This is a genomic window from Halogranum rubrum (genome assembly GCF_900114455.1).
Taxonomy (GTDB): domain Archaea; phylum Halobacteriota; class Halobacteria; order Halobacteriales; family Haloferacaceae; genus Halogranum; species Halogranum rubrum.
Genome location: NZ_FOTC01000010.1, coordinates 1 through 24,560, shown reverse-complemented (window position 1 = coordinate 24,560; position 24,560 = coordinate 1). Strand labels below are relative to the sequence as shown.

Sequence of the window (24,560 nt, the reverse complement as noted above, 5' to 3'; positions counted from 1 at the left end):
GAACATAAAGCGACCAGTCGACTATGAAAGGTCTACTGAGAGCTTTGAGGAGTCTCTTCTTTCTCAGGTCGGTAACCTGGACGTTATTGTTGTTCTTCTTACTACTGATAGATTCAAGCAGATTGTAACTCCAAACTGGAACGAGATACTTCGTCATTCAAAGACTGATTCGATATGGTGTCTTGGAACCTCCCGTAGTGCTTTGAATTCAGTAGATCTTGAATCGCTGGAGAGTCAGCATCCCGTTCTGGTTTACCAACGTCGGGGTGTTGCACGCGTTGGAACAGAAACGCGGGAAGAACTAATGGACTACGTTCGAACTCGATAGATGAATAGAGAATTCGAACCAGGTGACCGCATCAGACTCAACGGCGATCCAGCAGAAGTCATCCGTACGTACGAGGTCGGGAACCTCCCGTACCTCCGAGTCTACGTCAAGGGCGGTGGTGCGAAGACGGTCTGTCTCGACCACGTCTCTGTTGAACCAAGCAGCGATGCACTCGATACTCTCGAAAACCGGGTGGCAGAGCTCCACCCCCGACACGAAGCAGTCTCCTCGGAGTGGTTCGACCTCCGAACCGAGGCCCTCCAGCTCAAGATGGCCCACGAGCAGGGGCAGCTCCTGAGCATCTCGAACTCGCTCGTCCGCCTCGAACCCTACCAGCTCGCCTGTGTGAATCAGGTGATGCAGAAACTCCGCCAGCGAGCGCTCATCGCCGACGACGTCGGTCTCGGGAAGACCATCGAGGCGGGCCTCATCCTCAAAGAACTCGAAGCCAGAAATCGAGCCAACAGCGTCCTCTTCCTCGTTCCTGCACACCTCCAGAAGAAGTGGATCCGGGATATGGAGCGGTTCTTCGATATCGACCTCACCGTGGCAGATCGCCAATGGGTCGACGCCGAACGCCGACGCCTTGGTGAGGAGGCGAACATCTGGGATCAGGAAGGACTCCGTTTGGTCACCAGCATGGCGTTCCTCCGTCAAGACGAGTTCCAGTCCGAGATCGAGAACGCCTTCTGGGATGTCGCCGTTATCGACGAAGCTCACAAGGCCAGCAAGCGGGGCGAGTCCCCCAGCAAAACCTCCCTCATGGCCGAACGCGTCGCCAATCACTGTGAGTCCCTGCTGTTGCTCAGCGCGACGCCGCACGACGGCAAGGGGGAGGCGTTCCGGTCGCTGGTCAGCTATATCGACCCGTTCCTCGTCGCTGAGGACCAGGATCTCACTCGGGAGACGGTGAACCGCGTCATGATTCGGCGTGGGAAGGAGACCATCTACGACGACAACGGCGAGCGCATCTTCCCCGAACGAGATGTACAGACGGCAACCGTCTCGATGTCCCCCGCAGAGGAGCAACTGTACGAGCGCGTAACTGAGTACGTCCGCGAGGTCTACAACCGATCTGACCAACTGAACGAGCCCGCTGTCGGCTTCGCGATGGCCCTCATGCAAAAGCGGCTCGTGAGCAGTGTGGGAGCCATTCGAGAGACGCTCCGGCGTCGACTTCACGGGCTGCTCGAACCCGACGAGCGGAGTCTCTCGACCGATGCGACGGCCTATCTCGAAGGTGAGGACTTGGAGGACTCTGACCGCGAACAGGCGGAACAGGAACTCGAACGCCTGACGGTCGCCCAGGGTGACGAAGCACTTCAGAAAGAGATCGACACCCTGCAGGAACTCGTCGCCATGGCTGAGGACCTCCCAGTCGACACCAAGGCCCGGAAGGTCAAACGCTACATCGAACAGCTCTTCGAGGAACACCCGGACGAGAAGCTCATTCTGTTCACCGAGTATCGCGACACACTGGACTATCTCCTCGATCTCTTCGCCGACGAACCGTGGGCAGACGAGATTCTGACCATCCACGGGGATGTGAGCAAAGACGACCGAGCCCAGATCGAAGACGAGTTCAACTACGGGACGTCGCGACTACTGATGGCGACCGATGCGGCCAGTGAGGGGATCGACCTCCAGCACAGCTGCCATATCATGGTCAACTACGAACTCCCGTGGAATCCCAACCGCCTCGAACAACGTATCGGTCGGATCCATCGCTACGGCCAGGATAAGGAGGTCAAGGTCTGGAACTTCCAGTTCGATGGCACGCGGGAATCCGAGATCTTCGAGCTCCTCCAGGACAAGGTCGAGGAGATTCGATCGAAAGTCGGCGCGACGGCGGACGTCCTCGGGATGCTGGACGACGTCAACATCGACTCCCTCCTGATGAAATCCGTCCAGAACCAGAAACCAGCCTCGGCCACGAAAGAGGAACTTGAGGAGTTGATGGAAGAGCGTGAACAGACACTCCTCGAGTGGTACGAACGGAGTCTCATCGACTGCAGTACGTTCGACGCCCAGAGTCGACAAGAGATTCAGTCGATCGTCGACGACTCAGAGGACGTCTTCGGGAGTGAACAGGAGATCCGCGAGTTCTTCACCCGAGCTATCGAGGCGTTTGAGGGCTCTGTCGAGAAACGCGGAAACCAGCTGTACGAGGCAGAAGTCCCACCTGAAGTGACTGACAGTGGACAGCCTGAGACGCTGGGTCCGTTCACCTTTAGCCGCGATTTCGCCATCGATCACGACGGAATCGAGTACCTCTCTCCGGACGCGGATGTTCTACAGGCCCTCCGTGATCTGGTTCTCCAGCAGGAACAGCACGCGGGGAAGACCGGAATGAAGCTCCTGCCGTTCGTCGATCAACCCGGCATCACATTCGTCTACAAAGTCGCCTTCGAAGATGCGACCGGCAAGACGATTCGTGAGCAACTCATCCCCGTCTACGTCGACCTCGCTGGACTCGACGCCCAGCGTTCCCTCGGCCAGCGCGTCCTTGATGCAGAGACGATTCACGCTCGTCCAGATGAGAGTACGGTCTCTCGCCTGCTCAAGCAACGTGATGAACTCGAAGACGCCGCTGAAAGGTACATCAGTAGTATGGTCGCCGACATCCGTGAGGACCTTCTCGAAACCCGCCAGCAGGATGTCCAGCAGGAACTGTCTGACCTGGAGGCATACGAGCAAGCAGAGCGAGATCGAATTCAGTCGTTCATCGATTCGTACGAACAAAAAGCGACTACGGGGTCGGATATGCGTATCGCGATTCGGAACCAAAAACAACGTCTTGAGCAGCTGGAAACCCGAATCGCATCTAGGAAGACGGAGCTACGGAAGCGAGAACAGGTCATCTCTCTGGCGCCTGATATTGAGGCCTACTGTCTGACTCTTCCCGTATAGGTGAGAATGACGGTTCAGTGGCTTCGATCCCCGACACTCTCCCGGAGGACGGCGGTGCGGTGTATCATGAATATGCTCGTGAAGAAATGCCATCAGCACGAGAAGCGTTCTGGACTAGCCTGTTCGGATAACAGATTTCAGTCCTCTAATGCAGTTTGGAGCTCTGACCCTGGGGAGCCAAAGATTTCGTCGAACTCATCAGGCTGTATCTCCGCAAAAGTTCGGAGGTCTTCTTTGGACGTGATTCCGTATTCAAGAGCGAGATAATCCTTAGTCGCTGCACCGATGTGAGGTAGTTGCGCGAGATCGTCCTCGTATTCCAGCTGGTGGTTCTCTAACCAATCGTGAGCCTGTGTGAGCGCATCCTCTGGTGTGAGTTCATCTTCTGGCCCAGCCTCGATTGAGTAGCCCTTTCGATACCAAGCGGTTCGGCCGGCGTCTGGGGCGTTACACGAGACCGTCGTACTTCCGTCTGGTGCAGGGCTAACCGTGAGGTTGAATCGTCCTGCAGAGACCCACCGGATGCGGTTCGACGATGACTCCACAAGTTCCCATCCTGCGAATGAATCGCCGGGAGTGAGATCTGCAAGCGGCCCCGTGTTTCCGAACGAGCTGCCGGTCGAGAACCCATCGAGATGGTTCGTCGCGATACTGGAGACGACATCGCTGTCAACACCGGTCTCTTTGGCGATATCCATCGGGTCTGCTGTTCCGAGAAAGTCCTCTACTGTGGTGTAGTCCGCATCGGCAAAGGCGACGAGCCGCTCGCGGTTCATGAGGTTCTCGTGATGGAGCCGATCGTCAATCCCCGTCTCTGTAAGATGGTGGAGGTAGTCGCGGGCGGTCGAATCAGCAAATCGGACGTGCCCTGTCTCTATCGTTCCGTGTTCGAGCGCGTCAATGAGTGTCGAGAGCGAATACGATGTCGTGAAGAGGGCATTCCACTCCTCCTCGTCGCCATCGAACAGCTCGAGGTCGGTTCCCGGTTTGAAGTAAGGGGGCCGTTGCGTGTCCGCAAATTTGAGCAGCGAAATGAGCGTCATTCTCAGTATTACCTGACAAACTAGTGGATAAATAGGTGCGTGTTGCTCGGAGAATTCACACGCCCTGCACAGAGAAAGGATATTATTCTGCACTTTCACTCACTATTCAAGAGATAGTCAATGCCGTTTCTGGCGCTACATCGTGGGGAGGAGGTGATCCCAAATCAGGTTCAGCGAGAAGACGCGCTTGAATGTCCGAAATGCGGCGATGCGTTGAAAATTCGCCGATCCCATCACCGGTCAGGGTCGTTCGTGGCGCGGCATTTCTACCACGCCACGGAGGAAGAGACGGACTGTGGAGGCGAATCACCGCCACATCTGCGGATGAAGTCGATTGCGTACTCGAAGCTCACAACGGAGTATCCAGACGCGACAATCGGGTTAGAGCAACCGCTCGGAGATCGCCGAGCAGATATCCTCGTTGAGTTCTCGGCCCCTCAGTTTCCCGAGGGGCGGGGAATCGGCGTTGAGGTTCAGCACCGTCACGAAGACAAGGATATTGAGGCGGTCACCGAGGAATATCTCGCCCAGGAGTACAGCATCCTGTGGCTTGACCAGAACGACTTCTCTGGCTTTGACGTCGATCTCTCCGGTATTCTCACAGTCTGGCCAAATAGCGTCCAGCACGACTTTTCAGACGGGTATCATGGCATCATTTACTGGCTACGGCAACCCAAGCCGGCGAATCCCTCGGTTGAGGTTGTCTTCCCGGCAGAGTATCTCGCTGAGATTAGTGGTCTTCTCCGTCGCTCATGGGAGTACGGGAAGTTCGAGCATGGTGGGAAGTCAGACTGGAATGATCTGGGATTCTGGTGGTTGAGTGCATCGTATGACCCGTTCCAGAAATGGGTCAAGCTTGTCGAGACGCCGGACGGTCGTACAATGCTCCAGTTGGGGAAGCAGGTGCGCGGAACAGAGCGTGTTCTCGCACCGGTTCAGACAAATCATGGACGAAACCGTGGGAAAGTCCATAGCTTGGCGTACGAGGTCGAGTCGGCCGAGGTCACGCCTCGTGGATGGCAGGACGTTAAGAAGGTCTGGCTTGAGAGCGGTCTCCAGAATACGTCCGTGCTGTTGAAGCTCGTCGGGACGCCGAGTGGGGATCTGGCGCTGTCGCTGGGGAAATTCAAGCAGCACAGTGATTCGAAGGAGTTCATCACGGTTTCGACCGAACACGAGCACAACCTGCAGGAGAGTCTCCACGAACTCGCGAATCTACTCGGCTGAGATGCACTACAGATCGGAGACTGGGTGCTCTTCGAGAGCGACTTTTGTTTAAGTAGGTGGGGTTAAGAGTCAGTAATATGGACGAACACGATTTCGAGATGGACGAGAGCGATTTGGAGGTCGGTCCTGCGCCGACGGAACCCGAGGCCCCGATGATTACTGACGACTACCAGATACGGCTCGCAGACGGCTGGGCAGAGGAATCCTTTGAACGCGGGACGTACGGGTCGGAGGACACGTCCGGCGTCGAAGCACGGTTCACTGCAGCCGAGAACACCGAGATCCATATCGACCCGGTCGAGTACGAAGTAGTCGGCCGTCGACGACGTATCCAGGGACTCGAAGCTGACTTCGAGTCGCGTCTACACAGCGACGACGTCGCCGCCGAAGCGAATGAGGCAGGTGGACGCGTCTACGACCCCTGTCTATTTGCAGTGCGTGCGTACTACGCGCCAATCAGCTCCCCGGAGATCTCCACGTACACTCTCACGACCGACGCCGACGACGCTATTGCAGCAGCCTGCTGGCTCTCCCACGCGACTGATCCGATGAGTCTCGGACAAGCAATCGAGCGGGTAATGCAGGCACAATCGGGCGACGACCCCGACCACTACGGCATCGACTATCCGACTGATGAGGAACGCGTCGAGGACGTACTCGTTGCGGATCCGAATCGATGTTTCTACTCCGGGAAAACAACCCGTAGTCATCTGCTTCGTCTTCCGTTCCGATACGCACCACTTCTTGAGGACTACCCGGAGAACGCTGAAGCGTTGCCCGCAGTTCCACCACAAGTCGCCGGATTTGAGGTCGCAGTTTCCCATACCGAGTGGAGCGAACGATCGCTCTCAGAGGGTGCGCTCGAAGCACCGATGGAACGAGTGGAGGGCGGAGTCTACCAGCTACCAACCCATGTCGCAAAACAGGCCGACGGGTTCCCAGTTGAGGCGATCGGATTCTCGCAGTGGTAGCTCCATCCAGACATTAGACAGTCTGGTCATCTCCTCCGTAGTCATGATACAGCACTAGGTTTATACTGATCGGAGCGCTTCCTTCGCGTATGAGCCTCGAAGAGACGGTTGATTACCTCGCTGAGGAACTTGACCTTGAGCGAAGTGCCCACGTCCGAGAGGTCGGTCAGTCGGTCGCAGAGCTTCGCGACTGATCAAAACAGGTCTTTGAAATCCCGTTCGACGAGCCCAGACTCCAGATAGTCGATGAACTCCTGCTTTGTCGGCCCCGTTTTCTTGAGGAGATCGTCTCGCTCTGCGCGCTCCAAGACTGCGCGAGCAAACTCCGTACAGTGGTCTTCGTGCCGAGTGGCGTACGTCGACAGTGCGTCACGCCAGTGCATATCCAGCTCGAACTCGTCTAACTGGATTTGAATCCCGTCTTTTCGCTCCACGCAATCGACGCAAAGCTCTTGCAGTTGCTTGAACCGAATGTTGTTCCGTCGAACCGTGATGAGGCGCTTCGAGTCGACGATATAGGGATCAACCCACTCCTGCCAGGTTTCATCATCGAGGTGAGTGCGAGGCATCTCGAAGTTTGGATTCACACTCTCGATACAGAACTGCAGCATCGCAATCCCCGTTCGATGATTCGCATTCGGCAGCGAATGCCGGAGAATAAGGTTCGACATCACCTCGCCAGCGACCCGTGGGAGTGGTGCTCCCCACGAGACGTGGTCGAGTGCCTGCCGAATCTTCTGTGGTTCAAACTCCTTGTAAAGGCGGAACTCCTCTTCTTCTCTCACGTCTACAGCCGCTTCGAGCAATTCCACTAATCGAAACGCGACGACCTGCCCCTCACGGGGGAGCTCGGCAATTCGGTCGCTGAGCCACTTCTGGTCGAAGTCAATCTCGTTTGCGTCTTTGATTTCCGTGCCGCTCTCATAGAGGACGTAGACGGGGGTATCAAACGGATAACCGATGAGCTTGGTCGCGCCGTCTGAACCTTCACGACGGGAAAGAATCTCGGATTGAGAGGCCGAGCTATACTTCAGCGAGAAGTTCTCGGCTTGGGGATGGTGATAGTAGACGACACGAGCCATCTGTGCAGAGGTGTTGGTGACACGTGCTTAAATCAACTCGGCGTTCGCGCTATCAGGATCCGGATGTGGCTTCGCATTTCCACCACCAGATCTGGATGCATGTAGTCTGGAGATGTCGAAGACCGGGACTTCTTGGGGCGGTTGTGATTATATCCACGAACGTAACGAGAAATACTGCTCCAACGGTCGGAGATTAACCAACAACACAGGTCTCTCTCGCAATCTGTTGGTTAAGAAGGTGCAGGAGAGATTCCTGTGAAGCCCCGGTCACTCGAAAATCATGACTTGACTATCGCGTCGGCAAACAAATTTGATTCACCGGTTGCTCATTCACCATGAGAAGCAATCATCTCCCGTACGAACCGGAGATACTCCTCTGCAACCCATTCACCTCGGCCAGTGAGGGAGTACTCCTTCCGACGCTTGTCGCTTTCCTTCGTCTGTTTACTGATTAACCCTGATTCGACCATCCGGTCGAGACTCGGGTACAACCGCCCATGATTGATGTCCTCCGGGTAGAGATCTTCGAGCGCATTCTGGAGGGTCACTCCTTCCACTGTCTCAAATCGATAGATGAGACAGAGGAGATAGGTCTGAAAGGCGGTGAGGTCGGTCGGGATATTATACGTCGAAAAATCAATCGAACCGGCCGGCGGGGGGTCCTGGTCGCTTGCCCCCTCCTCATCCGGTGGATCTGAATCAGCCATATTCACCCATCCTAGCACCGATGCTTAAAATTCTGTGCTTCAATTAAGACTGGACTCGATAGTTGTCATATCTTATCTAGCAGAAGCCAGGCGATTCACCGGAGTTTTTCAGCCGACTAGCTATGCTTATACCACTTCTATCTCGATCTAAAGCCGATGCGTCTGCGCTTCCCAGTGAATCCGGGCAGACTAGCGAAAATAGGCCTTTTAGCGGCAATGAGCCGGATTTTGATTCCAACGGGTCGGTCTCCTTGTAATCCGACCGTCTGAATACCAATGGCGAGATGGTACTGAATCGTCTCGAAACTCCCGCCTGAACGCAGTCTACTTGCTATTTTTGTGTGTTAGAAGCGCTATCTGTCGTCTAAGATAAATGCATCAATAGTCTTATCTAAGGTTTTTAGTGCCGTCACTATAATGAACTAACCATGCGCCATCGTCACGGTGTCGCACGATCCCTGGTCGTCCTGTTCGCGTTCACCGCAAGTACAGGCGTCGCTGCCGCCCAACAAAGCGAAATAAGCAGCTCACTCACGCAGATCGAGGAGTTCGTCGCCACAACCCTCGGTCAGATCGGCGTGATCGTCTTCCTCGTCGGCGCTGCCGTGTGGTTCGTCTCCAGACGCAGTGCCGACCGCGCCCAATGGGGCTGGCGCGGCATGTGGGGCGGCGCCGGGATGATCGTCCTCTCGGTCAGCTACAACGTGTTCGTCGGCCTCTTCGAGAACCTCGCCCCGGGAATGATCGTCCCAGTCCTACCCTGAGCAGTGTCCTCGGGTGAGGCGAGAGCGGGCTACCGCTCTCTCCACCCCCATCACTCTGACCTATGACGGACAGTCTCCCCCTCACGGGGCTGGTGGTTGTTGCCCTCCTCGCGCTCCCCGTCGTGAGTGCGGTCACAGCACCGACTGGCACCGCGCCGAACAACGGGACGCGTGCGTTCATCTCCGACGACCGCGATCCAAACGCCGGGACGCTTCCGCCGTTCGTGCTCTCCACTCTCGACGATGTCGTCCGTGCGGAGAACGTCTCTGTGGCGAACATCAGTCGGATGCGCGATTTCTCCTACGCAACGACTCAACCACCGTATCGCGTCGGGCCGAACCAACAGACGCTTCGTGAGTATCGGCTCGCCCAGCTGAACTCGATTCAGCGCAACGATTCGACGAGTCTCTGGCTCCCCGACTCGCAGCGCTCGAACGGAACCGTCGTCAAAGACGCCCATATCACGATCCTCGGGACAAACGAGGGAGTGCGTACTGGCATGGGAGCCAGCGAGGGCAATCGATCTGAAAACGCAAGTGGCCGACTGCTGATTCCTCGGAATGGCACGGTTTTGACGCAACTCGATTACTCGACGCTCCTTCCAAATCAGACGTGTACCGTTGCCGGCGACACCAAGACCTGTCTCTCGTACGATCTCCTCGAGCAGCAGGTCGACCGAAGCGTCCGAATCGGGAATCAGACCTGGGAGAGTGATTCAGCACCGCCTCGCCAACTTGAGTACGACGGGGCGAGCGCAACCGAGCCGACGACGATGCAGGTCCGCGCGACAATCAACTCAACCGTCGCTGTCACGACGAAGACCTACGTCCGCGACGGCGGTGGCTGGCAGCTGTCGAATACGACTGCCGATGAGACGCTCACCCTCTCACACACGGTCCAGGACAGCGCTCCTGTGGTCGTCACCACGAATCAGGACCTCAGCGTCACACAAACGATCGTCCGCTCCGAGGACGGGATCGACCGAATCATCCTCCGGTTCGAAGGGCCACAGACGCTGTCTGACCGCCGACTCTGGAGCTATGCTCGGTTCAAGGGGTCGGCTGGGCGCGTTCAGAACGTCTGGGGCGTCTATTCCCAGCGCCGGTACACGAATGCGACACGGGGTCGACGGCTTCTCACGACGTCGAACACCACCCTCTCACCAAGTAACACGACTCGACTCAACCAGACGCTCGCACAGCAACTTGCGGTCACAGACGGACGGCAGCGTACCGTCCCATTCCCGAACGTCCTCGAACTGCGGCTCACCGCTCGCAGTCGGCAGCCCACGCTCCGCTGGACGCAGAACACGAGTGTCACCGCTGCTCCAGAGATCACGAGATTGAACGGCTTCAATATGTCTGGCAGCGCGGCCCCGCTCGACCGGCGTGTGAATCTCTCTTCGGCGCCGCCTCGTGGCTACACGACGATCGTCATTACGAACGTTGACCAGCCGATTACGGAGGTTCGCGACATCCACAACGACTCGATTCCGCTGACCACACAGACCGTTCGCGAGCAGAACGCGAGTCTCTCCGCGACGACACTCAACGAGACGCACGCCCGGATCCAACTCACCGACTCGAGTACTGGCCAACCACTAGCGGGTCGAACCCTCTGGCTCAGCGGGGCTGCCCAAGGACGAGTGATGACGAACGTCGACGGCGCAGTCGTCGTCGAGCGGCGTGATCTCTACGTCACTGCCTCGTTCACGGGCGCGACCAACGTCTCCGAGAACGTCTACTACGGGCCCGCACAGACGCGAGTCGCGTTCCAGCCGGAGCCATTCAACATCTACCAACTCCTGACCAGCCTCGCAGGTGCGCTCGTCTCGGTGGCGGCGTTTCTCGTCTTCTTCGCACCGTTCGCGTACATGCGGAGGGGAACAGGCTAGTACTCGTGATGCACTTACTTGGGTTTCCACTCTGAAGCTCACGCACCAAACGCACACCACCAAACTCAGAACAAACGATGACTGGATCGAGATTTCACATCCCGTTCGACGTCGTCCACGACAGCATCGGTCCCGATACACTGGCGTCCGTCCAGCACGGCATCGCGACGCTGCCGACTGACGCCACGCTGGTTCCGCTCGCCGCCGTCTTCACCGACTGGATCGCGAACTTCTTCACCTACATCCTCACCGGGATTCTCGGCTTCATCGGCGAGCTCATCGCCAACGGGATGCGGACGTTCATCATCTTCGACAGCCCCTACTCCGACCCCACCATGCAAGCGGCCTTCCAGCACAATCTCGATATCTTCCCGCAGCTGCTCGTGATCATGTTCATGGCGGGGGTCGCAACGAAACCGTTCGCCGACCAGCGCGAGGTGACGAACTTCATGCTGGTCTGGAAAGCGCTGAAGGTGATCATCTTTGTCGCCGTCGCCCGTCAGATCATGCACTTCGGACTGCTGCTGACGAACGCGATCATTCGCCACATCTTCACCGCCAACTACGGCGCCGCATTCGGACCTGAAGTTCTGAAATCCAGTCTAGACGGAGCTGCGGCGTCGGGCGCTGGAGTGATCATCGGCGCGCTCATCCTGAGTATGGTGTCCGTGGCAGGTATCCTGCTGGCGCTCGGGGTCTTTGTCCTGCGGGAGTTCCTGTTCAATGCGACGTTCATCCTCCTGCCCGTCCTCGGGGCGATGCTGTTTCTGGACTTCGGGCCGCTCCGTTACACCTCGGAGATTGCGAAAACCGCCCTCCGGGCGACGGCGTATATGCTCCTCGCCGGAATCGTGATGGCCGGTCTCTTACAGACGGGCGCCGCGGCTGCCGGTGCGTACGCGGACATGGCCGGGCAGGGAGCAACAGCAGCACAGGCTCAGCAAGCTGGTGACCCTGGCTTCGGGGAAGTCCTCGAGGCGTACCTCTTCTGGCTGATCGGACTCGTCGCACCCGCACTCGTCGGCATCAAATCAGCAGCGATGGCCGGGCTGTCGCCGCGGCGGATCTCGGGTCGTCAAGGTGCGAAGAGCAAATCGAGTTCTCAGAGTTCGTCGTCAACTCAGTCTGGCGAAAAATCGACGCGCACAGCCCTGATAGAACAGGCAAGGCATGGAGCATCTGGCGTTGACAGGTGGGCAACTGGCGGGAAGGGTGGTGCTGCTGTTAACAAAGCTGGGTCAGCTGCGACACGAACGAAGGGAGCTGTTGGAAGCGCAGCTACGACTCTCCTTTCAGAAAAGCGGGTTGACGACGCAAAGAAGGGAGGTCAAGCTTTCAAGAAAGGTGGAAAGCGTGCGGTTAAGGACGCCAAGTCCGGCACAGACTATGCGACACGGAACCTTCACCAATCGCCCGTTGATTGGGCTGAGGCGGGTTTAGAACGCTATCGGGAGAACCCCGTTGTGGATACGAGCCAAGAAACTAGTCCGAAACAACGGGATCTGAGTGACTACGCAGACGAGTCAGAGAGCAGAGGTCGATCCAAATGAATGTCCGCTCGGCCAGATGCATATATTGGAGGATACCTTAATCTGGGGCAACTATGGACGGTAAAGAACGCACTACGTCCACTACTACCCAACGAGGTAGAGGCATGTTTCGAGCCGGAATTATTCTGGCTGTCTCTACGGCGGCATCCTCAGCTTGTTACCTACTTGTTCCAATTGGGGTACTCCTAGTGGGTGGTGAATTAGCATCTCACCTTGGTATGCTCATTCCCGCGCTTCTCAGCGTAGTTGCTGTACCCCTCGCCCCACTGGTAATCGCCATTTCAGTATTCACGGTTATTGACAAAGTATTCGGCGAAGATCACGAGGGAATTGATAGTGGATGGACCTTCGGAATTATTATCGGAGCGGTTCTCCTGACCCTCGTCTGGTTTCTCCCTCTCTGGGGACAGAGCTGGCCTATCCTTGCAGAGAAGCTACGCCCACTTCGAGCGTCTGTTCCGTTCAACGATGCGTGGGTGATGGGCCTCACTTGGATCGCATATGTTCCAATGATGCTATATGCCAATCTCGGAGCTATAGCTACTGATGGCACCAGTTCCTCTGTTAAACAAGAGAAACAACGCGCTGGCTCAAGTTCCGTGAAGGATTCATCTGAAACCACCAATCAGCCGACTCTCGATAAAGAAAAATTCTCGAGAGAGGATGCAGATTTCACCCACAACTGGAACACAGCACCAGAGACGCGATTTACAGATATTGGTGGGATGGAGTCGCTGAAAACGAAGATCGAACGATCGGTACTCCGACCACTTACTCGAATCGACGAAGCCTACGAGCGATTCAACGTCTCACCACCGAATGGGATCCTCCTGTACGGCCCACCCGGAACCGGGAAGACTCTATTCGCCCGAGCAATCGCCGGTGAACTCGGCCATCCATACCTCGAGCTGTCCGCAGGGGATATCAAATCCCGGTGGATCAACGAGTCGACCGAGCAGGTCAACCGACTGTTCGACGAAGCCCAGCAGTTCGATCGGTGTGTCATCTTCATCGACGAAATTGATGCGCTGCTCGCTGGTCGCGGAAACGACCTCCATCGTGAGCACGCCCAGGTCGTCAACGAGTTCCTCGCGCACTTGGACGATGAAGAGCCGAATTTCCTCGTGATTGCAGCGACGAACCGAGCTGACCTCCTCGACGAGGCCGCCACACGCCGCGGGCGGTTTGATCAGCAGTACGAAATCGGCCTCCCTGACCACGACGCTCGTGAGGCGATCTTCCGCGTCCGACTCCGCGAGCTTCCGACCGCCCTCGACGAGGACGACTACCAAGAGCTAGCCGACCGCTCTGAGGGGCTCAGTAGTGCGGACATTGTGGGGATCGTCGACGACGCCGCAATGCATGCTGCCGAGCGTGATGCAGAAGCGATCACGCTCGATGATCTTCACGAATCGTTCCCGGACCCCTCTACGGACACAAATACCTAACAAATCACGAATACAATGGAAAACCGATACCCCGGGAAAACTATTAACTACCTATCTTTGTAAGGAAATAATTACATGGAGACCTTCCCCATCGCAGGCCGGATCATCAACACGAAGTTGGTATTTGGTCTCACTGCCCGCGAAGTCGGCGAGGTCCTCATCATCCCATTCCTCGCCCTCGGCATCGCCCAGAGCCTCGGGTTCACCGGCACGCTCTTCCTGATTGCTGGCGGCATTGGTCTCACCCTCGGCATCCTCATCCTCCTCGTTGCGCCCGCTGGCCAGCGACCGATCAGCTACGCCCGGGCCGCAGCAGACTACTATCTCTCATCGAACTCGTACTACAATCGCCGCACTCGACCCGAGGCAGAGACGCCTGTCATCCAGGACGTCGTCGGCGTCCGGCAGGATGGACTCGACGTCGAAACGATCGAAGCCGAACAGGAGACCGAATCGAGGTGACCGCGAATGGGCTCTGCCTCCTCCGACGAGACCAACGACGGAACAACCGCCGACAGCGACGGGGAACACGAAGTAGACGAGACAACGAACGGGAACGCTGCACCCGATAGTTCAACCGGACAATCGACGACGAGTGTATCGGCGGATGATTCCACTTCGCCGCTGAGTTCCGAGTCACAGAACGGTACCCAGCCGACCTCGGCGACTCAAAACGGAGCCCCCGAGTCCGACCTCGAAGTCCTCCGCGCACTCGATAACTTCCTCGACGACATCGACGAGGATCTCCCGACCGCTCGCGAACGGGCTCGGGCTCGCGACCACTTTGACCTCGAGAATCGACTCGGCGAGTCTACGACCACGCAGGAGAAACTCGGCTTTGACTACGTTCGTGACGACGGCATCGCTGTCGACGAGAACAGCTACATCGGACTGCTGAAAGTCCACCCCCAGAACTGGCTCTCGCTCAGCGACCAGGCGAAACGCGACACGATGAGTGCGTATATGTCGTTCCTGATGTCGCTCGAGTCCAGCGTCGCGGTCCCCTGCTACCCGAAGACCTTCGACCTGACCGGCCACCTCGAACGTTTCTATACAGCCGGCGCGAGCATGGCCTCACGCGGCCAGACGCCCATCCTCCAGTACGGACGCAAATTCTACATCCAGTGGGCCAACACGAACATCGAAGACGAGGACCTCAAACAGCGCGATTTCTACATCGTCACGCGCGTCGATGCTGACCAGGTCCACAAGGACCTCGATTCGGGGAGTGTGTTGAGCCAGCTAGGAACGCTTCCGGTCATCGGGACGGTCTTTTCGGGGATCGTCGATCGAACACCACTGGGCGACTCCCATGAGGGGGCTCGAACCGAACTCTGTATCCGCGAAGTCCGGCAGCGACAGCGCCGAATCACGAACAAACTCGGCCGGACAGACGTGTCCATCGAACGTGTCACCGACCGCCAAGAGACGATGGAGATCCTCTATCACTACTACAACCACGTCGACCCGAAGTTCGAGAAGTTCTCTCACGCGACGAAAACGGAGGGTGAGCACTAATGGCGGGGCGTTTCGACCGCCTTCGCTCGTGGCTTCCCGTGGGGAGTAGTGAGCCAAGCATCGACGACATTGACGACGAGACATTCGACCGCGCTGCGGAGATCCTCGAAGCGAATGGGGACGACCTCACGAAGGAGAACATCCGCGAACAAGCCGAGTACCTGCTTGAGGTCGAGGACGTCGACGAGGGAGAACTCCGACTCGGCATCGTGCAGGACGAGACCGAGCAGACGCTTGCCGACCGGGATGTGATTGCTCCGCGCCAGCTCCAGGAAGTCTCGAACCTCTTCGAGTCGGGATATATGGTTCGCAACGACCAGTTCGTCCGCACCCTCACCATCCACGGCTATCCCGAACGCGTTCCCCTCGGGTGGCTTGAGAACCTGTACACGACGAACGACCACGTCCGCGTTACCCAGCACATCGAGCCTCGCGACACGGGATCGGTTCTCCGGAAACTCCAGAAACGTCTCACGCAGTTGCGAGCCCGTCTTCACAAGAAACACGAGAAGAACCAGACCGACACCCACGAGGCTGAGGCCGACCGCGACATGGTCAAAGACCTCATCTGGGACATCATCCTCGGTGAGACGAAGCTTTTCGACTTCGCGATCTACATCGAGATCATCGCCGACACCGAGCAAGAACTCGACGACGCCACCGAACGCGTCGTCGAAACGCTTGGCGCTGCGAATGCCAAAGCGGTCACCCTCGACAAACGCCAAATCGAATCTCAGGACGCACTCGCGCCGCTGGGTGATGACCCGATCAAGGCTACCCAACTCATGCAGGAGACCGCGGTGGGAACGATGTTCCCATTCATCGAGCCCGCGGTTGCGGACCCTGAAGGCGTCTTCTATGGGTTCGACGGGACAAACACGCCCGTTCTGCTTGACCGCTACCGGCTCTCATCGTACTCGAAGGCGATTGCCGGAAAGATGGGGTCTGGGAAGACGTTCGCCGAGAAGCACGAGATGTACCATCGGCTGATGATGGACCCCGAAATCGAGATGCTCGTCCTCGATCCACTCGGGGATTTCGTCGACTTCGCGAACGACCTCGGCGGGCAGGTCATCCGCTTCGGCGGGCAGAACACGGTGAATCCGCTCGAGATTCGCCGTGGCATCGACGACGTCGCCGACGACCCGTTCAAGAAGAAGTTCCGCTCGGTGATGGAGCTGTTCCGCACGCACTTCTCGGCCGTCGCCGACCAGTCGCTGAGCAAGGAACAGGAGGGAATTCTCCGTCGGGCTGTTCGGCTGGCATACCTCAAGTACGGAATTACCCCCGACCCGGCGACGCACGAGAATACGAGCCCGACGATGCAGGATGTCCTCGACATCCTCCACGCGCTCACGGACGGTGACCAACCGTCGGAGTTCATCGAACTGCACGAGGATGCAAACGAGGAGCGCGTTCGGCCGGAGATTGAACAACTGGAGATGCGATTCAAAGAGGCCGACGAGAAGTACGCCTACCAGCTCCTCCTCGGTCTCGAAGCGTTCCAGCACGGCGGCGAAAACGACAATCTGAACGGGCGAACCAACGTCGAACTCGACAATCGGCTGGTCGTCATCGACATGTCGATGTTTGCCGATACCGGGCAGGCGCCGCTGTTCATGCACGTCATGTTCGACTGGATCTACCAGCGCGCCCAGAGCAGTGACCGACGGACGCAGGTCACCATCGACGAGGCCCACTACCTGTTACGGCGGGCAGCAACGACGGACATGATCGACCTGTTCATCCGCCACAGCCGCCACTTCAACACGGCAATCACGCTCATCTCACAGACGGTCGACGAGTTCATCGCGAAGTCCGACAAGAAGTCCGAGGAGGCCGTCGAGAAAGCGCGGAACGTCTACAACCTCTGTGACATCAAACAGATCTTCCACCACGAGTCGGTCAGCGACGCCATGATCGACTTCCACGGCCTCACACCCTCCGAGCAGAACTTCATCGCGACCGCGCAGACCGGCGAGGACGGCGGTTACTCGGAGTGCCTACTCGCCGTCAACGACTGGACGAAGTCGCTCGCTCTCCACGTGAACGACTACGAGATTCACGTCCTCGACGACGATCTGGATCCGTGGGAGTATCTCGTCGACCAGCGGTACATCGACGCCGGCGACGTCGAGTATCTCGCCCAGGAGGGTCGCGTCGACGACTACGACATCCCGGACTCGCTGCTCGCTGAGGCCGGGGTCTCGACAGCACCGCAAGAGGCCGATGACTGAGACTCGTCGCTACGTCCGCATTGAGCCAGCGCGGGAACGCGTCGACTCAGCCGATATTGTATCCCGACTCGCTGGGTTGCGGAAGCTCCGCACCGGCTGGAAGGTCAAATACGACCCACGGAAGAGTCCGCCCACATTCGAGTTCCTCGCACTCACGCAAGGCGAAGACGCGCCGGTACGGTTCTATCTCGGTGTCGACGATGAGGAGATGCTGCCGACGGTCGAATCCGAACTGCAGACTGCGTACCCAGCAAGCTACGAGATTTACGAGGAGACGGTCGACCTCCCCGCAGAACTCTGTCGTCCAGACACGGACGAGGAGGAGTCCCAACTCCTGGCAGAGGACTCCGACACAGAGGAGCAGGAGGTTTCACTATCTGAGCGCACGCCATTCGCTGCTCGCTGGAGCGGCGTCGGTGAGCGGAGCCGCGACTGGATGACGCCGATCAAGCAGTACTCGCAGGTCCAAGAGGAAGGTACCAGTTCGGGAAACCCAGCACGAGCGCCACTCGCGACGGCCGTTGAACGACTCACAGAGGCCACAGCTCCCACCGCGTTGCAAGTGTTGTTCACACGGTACAGTAGCTGGCAGAAGCTCGCTGAAGGCCGGAAAAAGCAGATCGAGACGAAACACGATGGTGCTCTCCAGTCCGCGCGGACTAGCCTTGCCGACATGGTCTACGGCGCCGACCAAGAGCGTATCCGAGATCGGCGACGTGGTCGTGATCCGCCTCACGTCGGCGAGAGTACCCGGCAGACGTCGAGTGCGGCCAGCGGGGAGGTTGCGTCACGGCAGGCACTCATCGACCAGAAAGGCCCCTCACAGACGTTTCTCGTGAACGTCCGGACGGTCGCCGTCCTCTCGAACGAGCCTGATGAGGCAGTCAAAGCACAGGCGGCGAACAATATCGAGACGCTGGCGAACGCGTTCAATCACCTGGATGGGTACTTCTACCATCTCGACGGTAGCCGCGTTACGAAGAGCCTGACCAACATTCGAGACCCCGCCAAGAAAGAACTGAACCGATTGGTCAACCGTTCGTTCAACCAGTCCTCGATGGGAAAGCGCCGGCCCCAGCTCATTCTGAACGCGGATGAATTGGCGAACTTCGTGGCGGTGCCGAGCGCACAGACACTAACCACCGAGGGCTCACGTGGCGCTCGCGGGAAAGAGCGACTCCGCCAGCCACTACCGCTCCCGGATCCCGATCTCCTCGAGGAGTTCGCCGGAACGGGCATGACGGTAGGGAAGCCCCTCCGGAACCGGAACGAACCATTGGACCAACCGATTCGTATCCCGCCGGACCTCCTGACGACGAGCTACATTCGGGCAGCGTCGACAGGGAGTGGGAAATCAACAGCCGTGCAGACCGAGATGCTCTCACTCCACGAGCACGTCGACGGCCCGACCGTCTTGCTGGAAGGGAAGGGCGATGGAATGGCCGAGAACTATCTCCACGCCCACTACGCCAAGAACGGAAACCTGAACGACGTCTACTATTTCAACGCGCCGGAGACACTCCCGGCGGTCTCGTTTTTCGATATTCGCCCCGCACTCGCGATGGGGCGTTCCCGCCAGGATGCCGTTCAAGACAAGGTCGAGCACTTCCACGAGATCATGCGGCTCATTCTCGGCGAGGAGCGTCACGAACAGGCGTATGTCGCCAACGAGATTCTCACCTTCCTCATCAAGGCGCTGTTCGACCGGGAGTACGGCCAGGACGCGTTCAGCCTCGAGGACCTGATTCAGGCTGTGTTCCGGATGAGTCGTGACCGGACGCTTCCCGAACTCTGCGAGGCGAACTCGCATATCGAACAGTCGCTGGTGCAGAAGTGCCAGGTCGACGACCACCAGTTCCAGCAGACGATGGGGGCCGCAGCGAATCGCCTCGACAAGATCGTCGAGCACGAGCACCTCTACCAGATGTTCACTCACGTCCCCGAGTGGGACGACGAGGCCGAGGAGTACGTCGGGAACGCCTTCGACTTCCGCGAGTTCGTCAACGATGACGCCGTCATCCTGTTCGACCTTGGTGAGTTCCGGGCTGAATCTCAGCACGCCCTGACGATGATTCTGCTGAGCAATCTCTGGGACGCCGTCCAGGGCCGTCGTGGCGGTGGGCGGTCGCTGAACGGTGGGGCTCGTCAGAGCGAGAGCGACGCCGACGATTCGATTGTGAATATGATCATCGAGGAGGCGGCAGCTGTCGCGACGTCCTCGCTGGTCTACGAGCAGTTCATCCCTCAGGGCCGAGCCTTCGGTGTGAGTCTCGGTCTGATCCTGCAGTACCCCGAACAGGTCGCGCAGTACAGCACGTCGGACCGGGCGTACACGGAGATTCTGAACAACGTCAAGACGAAGCTCATCGGGAATATCGCGACGGACGCGAAGCTCGCTGAGTCGATGGCCCACGAGAATCTCAGCACGACCGAGTTCCGCAATCGCGTGAGTCGCCTGCCAGCCGGTGAGTGGATCGCCCAGTTACCGAGTCCACAGTTCGGACAGACGGGTCCGGCGCCGTTCTCACTTGCATCGCTACCGATCCCCGACGGCCACCCCGAGAGCGATGCACCACTGTCGGGTGACGACCGGCATCTCTTCGAGGAACAGCAGATTCCCCGGGTGATGCGACGAACGCAGGACGAGTGCAGTTTGCCGGGCCGGACGAATCAATTTGCCCGCGAAGAGGTTCGGGAGACGCTTGACGAGGTGGGCGATGACGCTGACGCGGAGGCGGCATCGTCGAGCGCGAGCACAGCGGGCGCTGGAGCCGCCGACGGCGGTAGCCCATCGGATGCACCATTCTTCGGTGCGAATGGCGAGAGCGACGACACAGGCGTCTCTGCGAAAGACGAGGCAGCGAGCACAGCCGACGACACCGGCACCTCATCGAGTGACGAACGAGATATCGGGAGTGCGCCCATGTTCGGCGCTACTGCAGACGAGCAACAGGAAGCCGAGGGAAGCCAACAACTCTCGGCTGCGGGACAAGCAGCGTCAGAACACCGTGAGGAGCGCAGCGAGGCTTCAGGAATCCAAACTACGGACAGCAACGAGGACACAGAGGATTCGGCGGAGACGACAAGTGGGAATTCGCTGCCCGAGCACGTGAGTTACGACACGGACACCGAGTGCTACGTCTGCGACATCTGTAGGTCCGAATATACTGCGTCCGAGGAGCGGAAGGCCAGTGCGTGCTGTCAATTCGCGTCTAAAGACGACGTGTTCGTGGCCGCCAAACGCGCTCGTTCCACCGCTTCGACATCCAGTGAACTCTTCACTCGACTCGGGACCATCACCGAGCACGCCGAATCGTACGGGATTGAGGTAACTATCCAGGACTTCGCATCGCTTGATGACGCTTCTGAGGAGTCCGTCGCCGCTGCTCCCAACGGTGGGTCAGAGCACCAACAAGATTCAGAGGTGAGTCAGAATCCCGATGCGTCACACTCGACCCGTTTCAAGGACGCGACGACGAGCATTCCGGATGAGACGCTCCGCGAGGAAGGCATCACGCGTGACGAGGCCGCCTTCCTCGGTCTCGTACTGGATGCGATGAACCACCAGGTCGAGGAGTATTCGCTGCTGGAGAGCATGACCGTGCTCAAAGAGCCATTCTCCAATCTCGACCTCGAGACGCTCAAAGAGAAGGAGTTCATCGAAGAACACCGCTCGTTCTGGCAGACGTACTACACAGTCCTCCCCGCCGGGCGACGGTTCCTCGATCGGTCGCTTGACGCCAGCCCAGGTATCGGCGATCTCGGTGAGAAAACGCCACACAAGGCTGCCGTTGTGTTCCTCGAAGCATGGCTCACCCAGCAGGAAGACGTTGCTCGCACGGCCGTCTACCATCAGCATACGGAGGATATCGTGTTTGACGTTGCTGGGTTCGACACCGACGACGACCTCATCTGGGTAGGGGAAGTCGAAACCCCGAGCAACAATCCCGACGCGCTGCTCTCGGATTACGAGAAACTAGCGAGCGTCGACGCGGCTGCTGTCTGGGCGTGTGAAGACAAGGACCTCATTCTGGAGATCATCGAGTCGCTCACAGACACTGACACAGTCGATATCTCGTTGACGTCCACGCAAACCCGGACGATTAGTTCGCTTCGCGCAGCGATCAACGACCACGGCCTGCAGGGAATGGACGCTCTCCACACGTTCCGGAGCCTGAAAACGGAGGTCGACCAAGAGCCGTGACTGGAAAATGGCGAGAAGCGACTCGCGAGGAACTGCACACCTACTACACAGAGACGTTTCCGGACCACCTCGACGCCCTTCCGTCATTCCTCACAGCCAGTGGCCCTAAGCAGTACGCCATCGCCTTCCGCGAGGCATACCCGATCCGGAAGCAGAACGCTCCCGATCGATCGTTCATCCGCCGCAATACCTGGCAGACCAGCGACTCCGGCGAACGAGCCATCCAGCAGTTCGGCTCGGTGGAGGACCTCGTCGAATTCATCCAGTACCCCGCACGCTACGACCCCGCTCAAGGGAGCAACTACGCGCTCGCAGATCCGGATCTATTAGAACGACCAGAACCACGCCCTGATGCAGTCTACTACGCGCTCGAGCACTGGGAGCAACCATGGGTCCTCGCGGTCGATATCGACGCGAAGGACATCGCCGCACAGCGCGCTTCCAATGAATCAACCAATGGGAGAGCCGACGATGTCGGGACTGAGCAACTTCGTGCCACAGGTGTCCTTGACAGCCCACCTGAGGGATATCCCTACGCGTTCGAGGATATCGAGCAGGCTCTTGAGTACGGATTTGCCGTCCGGGACATCTTCGAGGACGACTTTGCAGCCGACGAGACGATGGTCGTCTACTCGGGGCAGGGCTGTCACGTCTACTTGCTCGATACGGATCTCGAACACCACTACGACGAGCAAAGTCGCGAAGTCATCAACGATCTGCTCCTCGACGAGTACGAGATTCCTATCGATCCAGTCGTTACGGCCGACCGGCGTCGGGTGATGCGGCTGCCGTACTCGATACACGCCGACGTCTCGCGTGTCGTCCAGCCCATCGACGATCCGGGATTCGACTTCCGAACCGAAGCGACGCCCAACTTCCTCGAATCATGAGCCGAGACACGCCCACAGACGACGAGTACACGGCGTATCGAGTCGCGGCCCTCCCCCGAGACAAAGGAGAGTTACAGCTCACGCAGCTGTTCGAGCGTGGGTATCAGCGCTGGACGGTCGATGGCGAGCAGCAGACCAAGAAGATGCTCGCAGATATCGAGCGGTTCACTATCGATGCGTTCGCGCCGAGCACACGGGAGGAGGCGGCGGAGCGCCCCTATGTCGACGATCCGGGAGCGCTAGCCACCCTCACGACTCTCGGGGCGGTCTGCATCATGGACCATCCGAAACTCGAGGATACGCCGCCCCGTCATCTCGCGCTCCTCGGTGATCTCCGCGAACTCTACGTCAACAATATCGCCTCACTCGTTCGCGAGTACGAAGACTGGTCGCTCCACCAGGAAATCGCCGAAACCCTCTACGCGAAAGATCCCGGCGAGGACGGTGTCCATCCGGGGCGTGTCTGTACGGACATCACCGAACGCCCCGAGTTCGGAGAGGGGTATTACCTCGAAATCCCGCTCGTCGCCGCCTCACGAAAGTGCCTCGCTCGTTCGGAGGGGGATGAGAACCAGCAGGGCGAGATCCAGGCCCACATCGCGGACAACCACCTGTACGTCCCCGTCTCGGATTTTATGGCGAAGTACCGCGAGTACGCAGAGGACGCCTTTGGCCGGCTGCTCGCAGTTCAAGAAGAGGTGCTGACCGCAGACCAACGAAGCTGGCTCACCGCGAACGAATCGGCGATCACTGACCGTATCGACCGGTTCTTCCAGGCCGGACAAACCCATCGCGTGTGGGAGAACTGGAGCCGGCAGAAACGTGACCTGCTGACGATCATCAACGCTGTCTCCGACGCAGACGACGACGTCGCCCAACTCGGAGAGACGCAGACTGCACGCGACCTCTACGAAGCGGTTGACGCATACGAGCCGGACCGAACGTGGGAGCGACAGGTCTGTGAGTCCATCTCCTCGCCGCGAAGTCTCGGGACGGTGCTCTCGCGGAATCGCGATCACGCGAGCGTCACCGTTGAGAACGCGCGCTTGAATCGGTACACGCTCACCGAATACAGTGACGGTGCGCAACCCCTCTACGTCGATGAACTCGAAGATCTGTTCGAGTTGCCCTGCATGGCGGCGATGGACGAGCGCCTGCAGGAGAAGAAACCCGTTCGGAAGGATCTGTTCAATCTGGTGCGGATGGCGTGGTGGCTCCCACAGTACCGGGACGCGAGTACGGAGGAATTTATCAGCGACGTGAAAGACCTGTTCTCGCGGTGGCCCTGGTACGACGACGAGGTGACTGAGTACCAGATTCGGTACGAACTCGACAACGACATCGGCGGCGAAATCCCCCTCCCGATGAATTGTGCGAATGATGATATGCAGCGGTACTGCATCGGGCGCGACCAGTGTCCGTACTCGATCTATGGGAGCCTCCCCTTCCCCGACGAGATGTACGAGCAGATCGATGACCAAGGAGCGTCTCCTTCACAGTAACTGACCGGGTCGAGTGGACACGCGGTCACGTTTGACAGTTCGCGTATCTATTCCTCGTCGGTATATCGTGAGTGTTCAGGACTGCGGTTTGCAAATACGAATGAGGGCTTTTCCGTGGATAATTGAGCAGTCTTAGCGGTTCTCCCCCTCGATTTTCATTTATCGTCTGGACTTGCATTCATATAGGATAGGTAACCTTATTCGCCTAATTTCCCGTTTCGCCGATATTCAGCGGGTAGCGGCCGTCACACGTTGCATATATCGACGAGAATCTCGAGTCTCGT

General features: G+C 58.3%; 16 protein-coding genes. 13 read left to right on the top strand and 3 right to left on the bottom strand.

Annotated elements, in window-relative coordinates; translation table 11 throughout:
• The first annotated feature begins 328 nt into the window (after positions 1 to 328).
• Positions 329 to 3,238, top strand: a complete 2,910-nt coding sequence (locus tag BM083_RS21525) for a helicase-related protein (protein ID WP_089872523.1) — start codon at positions 329 to 331, stop codon at positions 3,236 to 3,238.
• Positions 3,239 to 3,375: 137 nt separating this feature from the next.
• On the opposite strand, the gene BM083_RS21520 is transcribed toward BM083_RS21525, so the two are convergent.
• Positions 3,376 to 4,281, bottom strand: coding sequence for an immunoglobulin domain-containing protein (locus BM083_RS21520; RefSeq protein WP_089872521.1), 906 nt, complete (start codon positions 4,279 to 4,281; stop codon positions 3,376 to 3,378).
• Positions 4,282 to 4,401: 120 nt separating this feature from the next.
• Between BM083_RS21520 and BM083_RS21515 the strand changes: the two genes are divergently transcribed.
• Positions 4,402 to 5,508: a competence protein CoiA family protein gene (locus tag BM083_RS21515; RefSeq protein ID WP_143085792.1), complete on the top strand. Its 1,107-nt coding sequence runs from the start codon at positions 4,402 to 4,404 to the stop codon at positions 5,506 to 5,508.
• Between the two features lie 77 nt (positions 5,509 to 5,585).
• Positions 5,586 to 6,479 (top strand): hypothetical protein, encoded by an 894-nt coding sequence (locus BM083_RS21510; RefSeq protein ID WP_218149005.1) that lies wholly within the window; start codon positions 5,586 to 5,588, stop codon positions 6,477 to 6,479.
• A 194-nt stretch (positions 6,480 to 6,673) separates the two neighbouring features.
• Here the strand turns inward: BM083_RS21510 and BM083_RS21505 are convergent, their stop codons facing one another.
• Both BM083_RS21505 and BM083_RS21500 read right to left on the bottom strand, forming a co-directional pair.
• Positions 6,674 to 7,561 carry a DUF8172 family protein gene (locus tag BM083_RS21505; protein ID WP_089872519.1) on the bottom strand — a complete coding sequence of 296 codons (888 nt, stop codon included), beginning with the start codon at positions 7,559 to 7,561 and terminating at the stop codon, positions 6,674 to 6,676.
• A gap of 326 nt (positions 7,562 to 7,887) precedes the next feature.
• Positions 7,888 to 8,268: a PadR family transcriptional regulator gene (locus tag BM083_RS21500; RefSeq protein ID WP_089872518.1), complete on the bottom strand. Its 381-nt coding sequence runs from the start codon at positions 8,266 to 8,268 to the stop codon at positions 7,888 to 7,890.
• A 428-nt stretch (positions 8,269 to 8,696) separates the two neighbouring features.
• On the opposite strand from BM083_RS21500, the gene BM083_RS21495 reads away from it, so the two are divergent.
• The 10 genes from BM083_RS21495 (at position 8,697) to BM083_RS21450 (ending at position 24,276) form a co-directional block, all read left to right on the top strand.
• Positions 8,697 to 9,032: a hypothetical protein gene (locus BM083_RS21495; protein WP_089872516.1), complete on the top strand. Its 336-nt coding sequence runs from the start codon at positions 8,697 to 8,699 to the stop codon at positions 9,030 to 9,032.
• Positions 9,033 to 9,094: 62 nt separating this feature from the next.
• Positions 9,095 to 10,927: a DUF8186 domain-containing protein gene (locus tag BM083_RS21490; RefSeq protein ID WP_218149004.1), complete on the top strand. Its 1,833-nt coding sequence runs from the start codon at positions 9,095 to 9,097 to the stop codon at positions 10,925 to 10,927.
• A 77-nt stretch (positions 10,928 to 11,004) separates the two neighbouring features.
• Positions 11,005 to 12,477: a TrbL/VirB6 family protein gene (locus BM083_RS21485; protein ID WP_089872514.1), complete on the top strand. Its 1,473-nt coding sequence runs from the start codon at positions 11,005 to 11,007 to the stop codon at positions 12,475 to 12,477.
• Between the two features lie 218 nt (positions 12,478 to 12,695).
• Entirely contained in the window at positions 12,696 to 13,925 is a 1,230-nt protein-coding gene (locus tag BM083_RS21480; protein WP_245756969.1) for an ATP-binding protein, read from the top strand.
• Between the two features lie 75 nt (positions 13,926 to 14,000).
• Positions 14,001 to 14,387, top strand: a complete 387-nt coding sequence (locus BM083_RS21475; protein WP_177197739.1) for a hypothetical protein — start codon at positions 14,001 to 14,003, stop codon at positions 14,385 to 14,387.
• A gap of 6 nt (positions 14,388 to 14,393) precedes the next feature.
• Positions 14,394 to 15,443 (top strand): TraC-like domain-containing protein, encoded by a 1,050-nt coding sequence (locus BM083_RS21470; protein ID WP_218149003.1) that lies wholly within the window; start codon positions 14,394 to 14,396, stop codon positions 15,441 to 15,443.
• Positions 15,443 to 17,680, top strand: a complete 2,238-nt coding sequence (locus tag BM083_RS21465) for a VirB4 family type IV secretion system protein (protein ID WP_089872510.1) — start codon at positions 15,443 to 15,445, stop codon at positions 17,678 to 17,680. The genes BM083_RS21470 and BM083_RS21465 overlap by 1 nt, the downstream gene beginning before the upstream one ends.
• A complete protein-coding gene (locus BM083_RS21460) occupies positions 17,673 to 21,884 on the top strand; it encodes an ATP-binding protein (RefSeq protein ID WP_089872508.1) in 4,212 nt (1,403 codons plus the stop codon). The genes BM083_RS21465 and BM083_RS21460 overlap by 8 nt, the downstream gene beginning before the upstream one ends.
• On the top strand, positions 21,881 to 22,774 hold the full coding sequence (locus BM083_RS21455; RefSeq protein ID WP_089872506.1) for a bifunctional DNA primase/polymerase: 894 nt from the start codon (positions 21,881 to 21,883) through the stop codon (positions 22,772 to 22,774). The genes BM083_RS21460 and BM083_RS21455 overlap by 4 nt, the downstream gene beginning before the upstream one ends.
• Positions 22,771 to 24,276 (top strand): primase-associated protein, encoded by a 1,506-nt coding sequence (locus BM083_RS21450; RefSeq protein WP_089872504.1) that lies wholly within the window; start codon positions 22,771 to 22,773, stop codon positions 24,274 to 24,276. Before BM083_RS21455 ends, BM083_RS21450 begins: the two co-directional genes overlap by 4 nt.
• Positions 24,277 to 24,560: the final 284 nt, after the last annotated feature.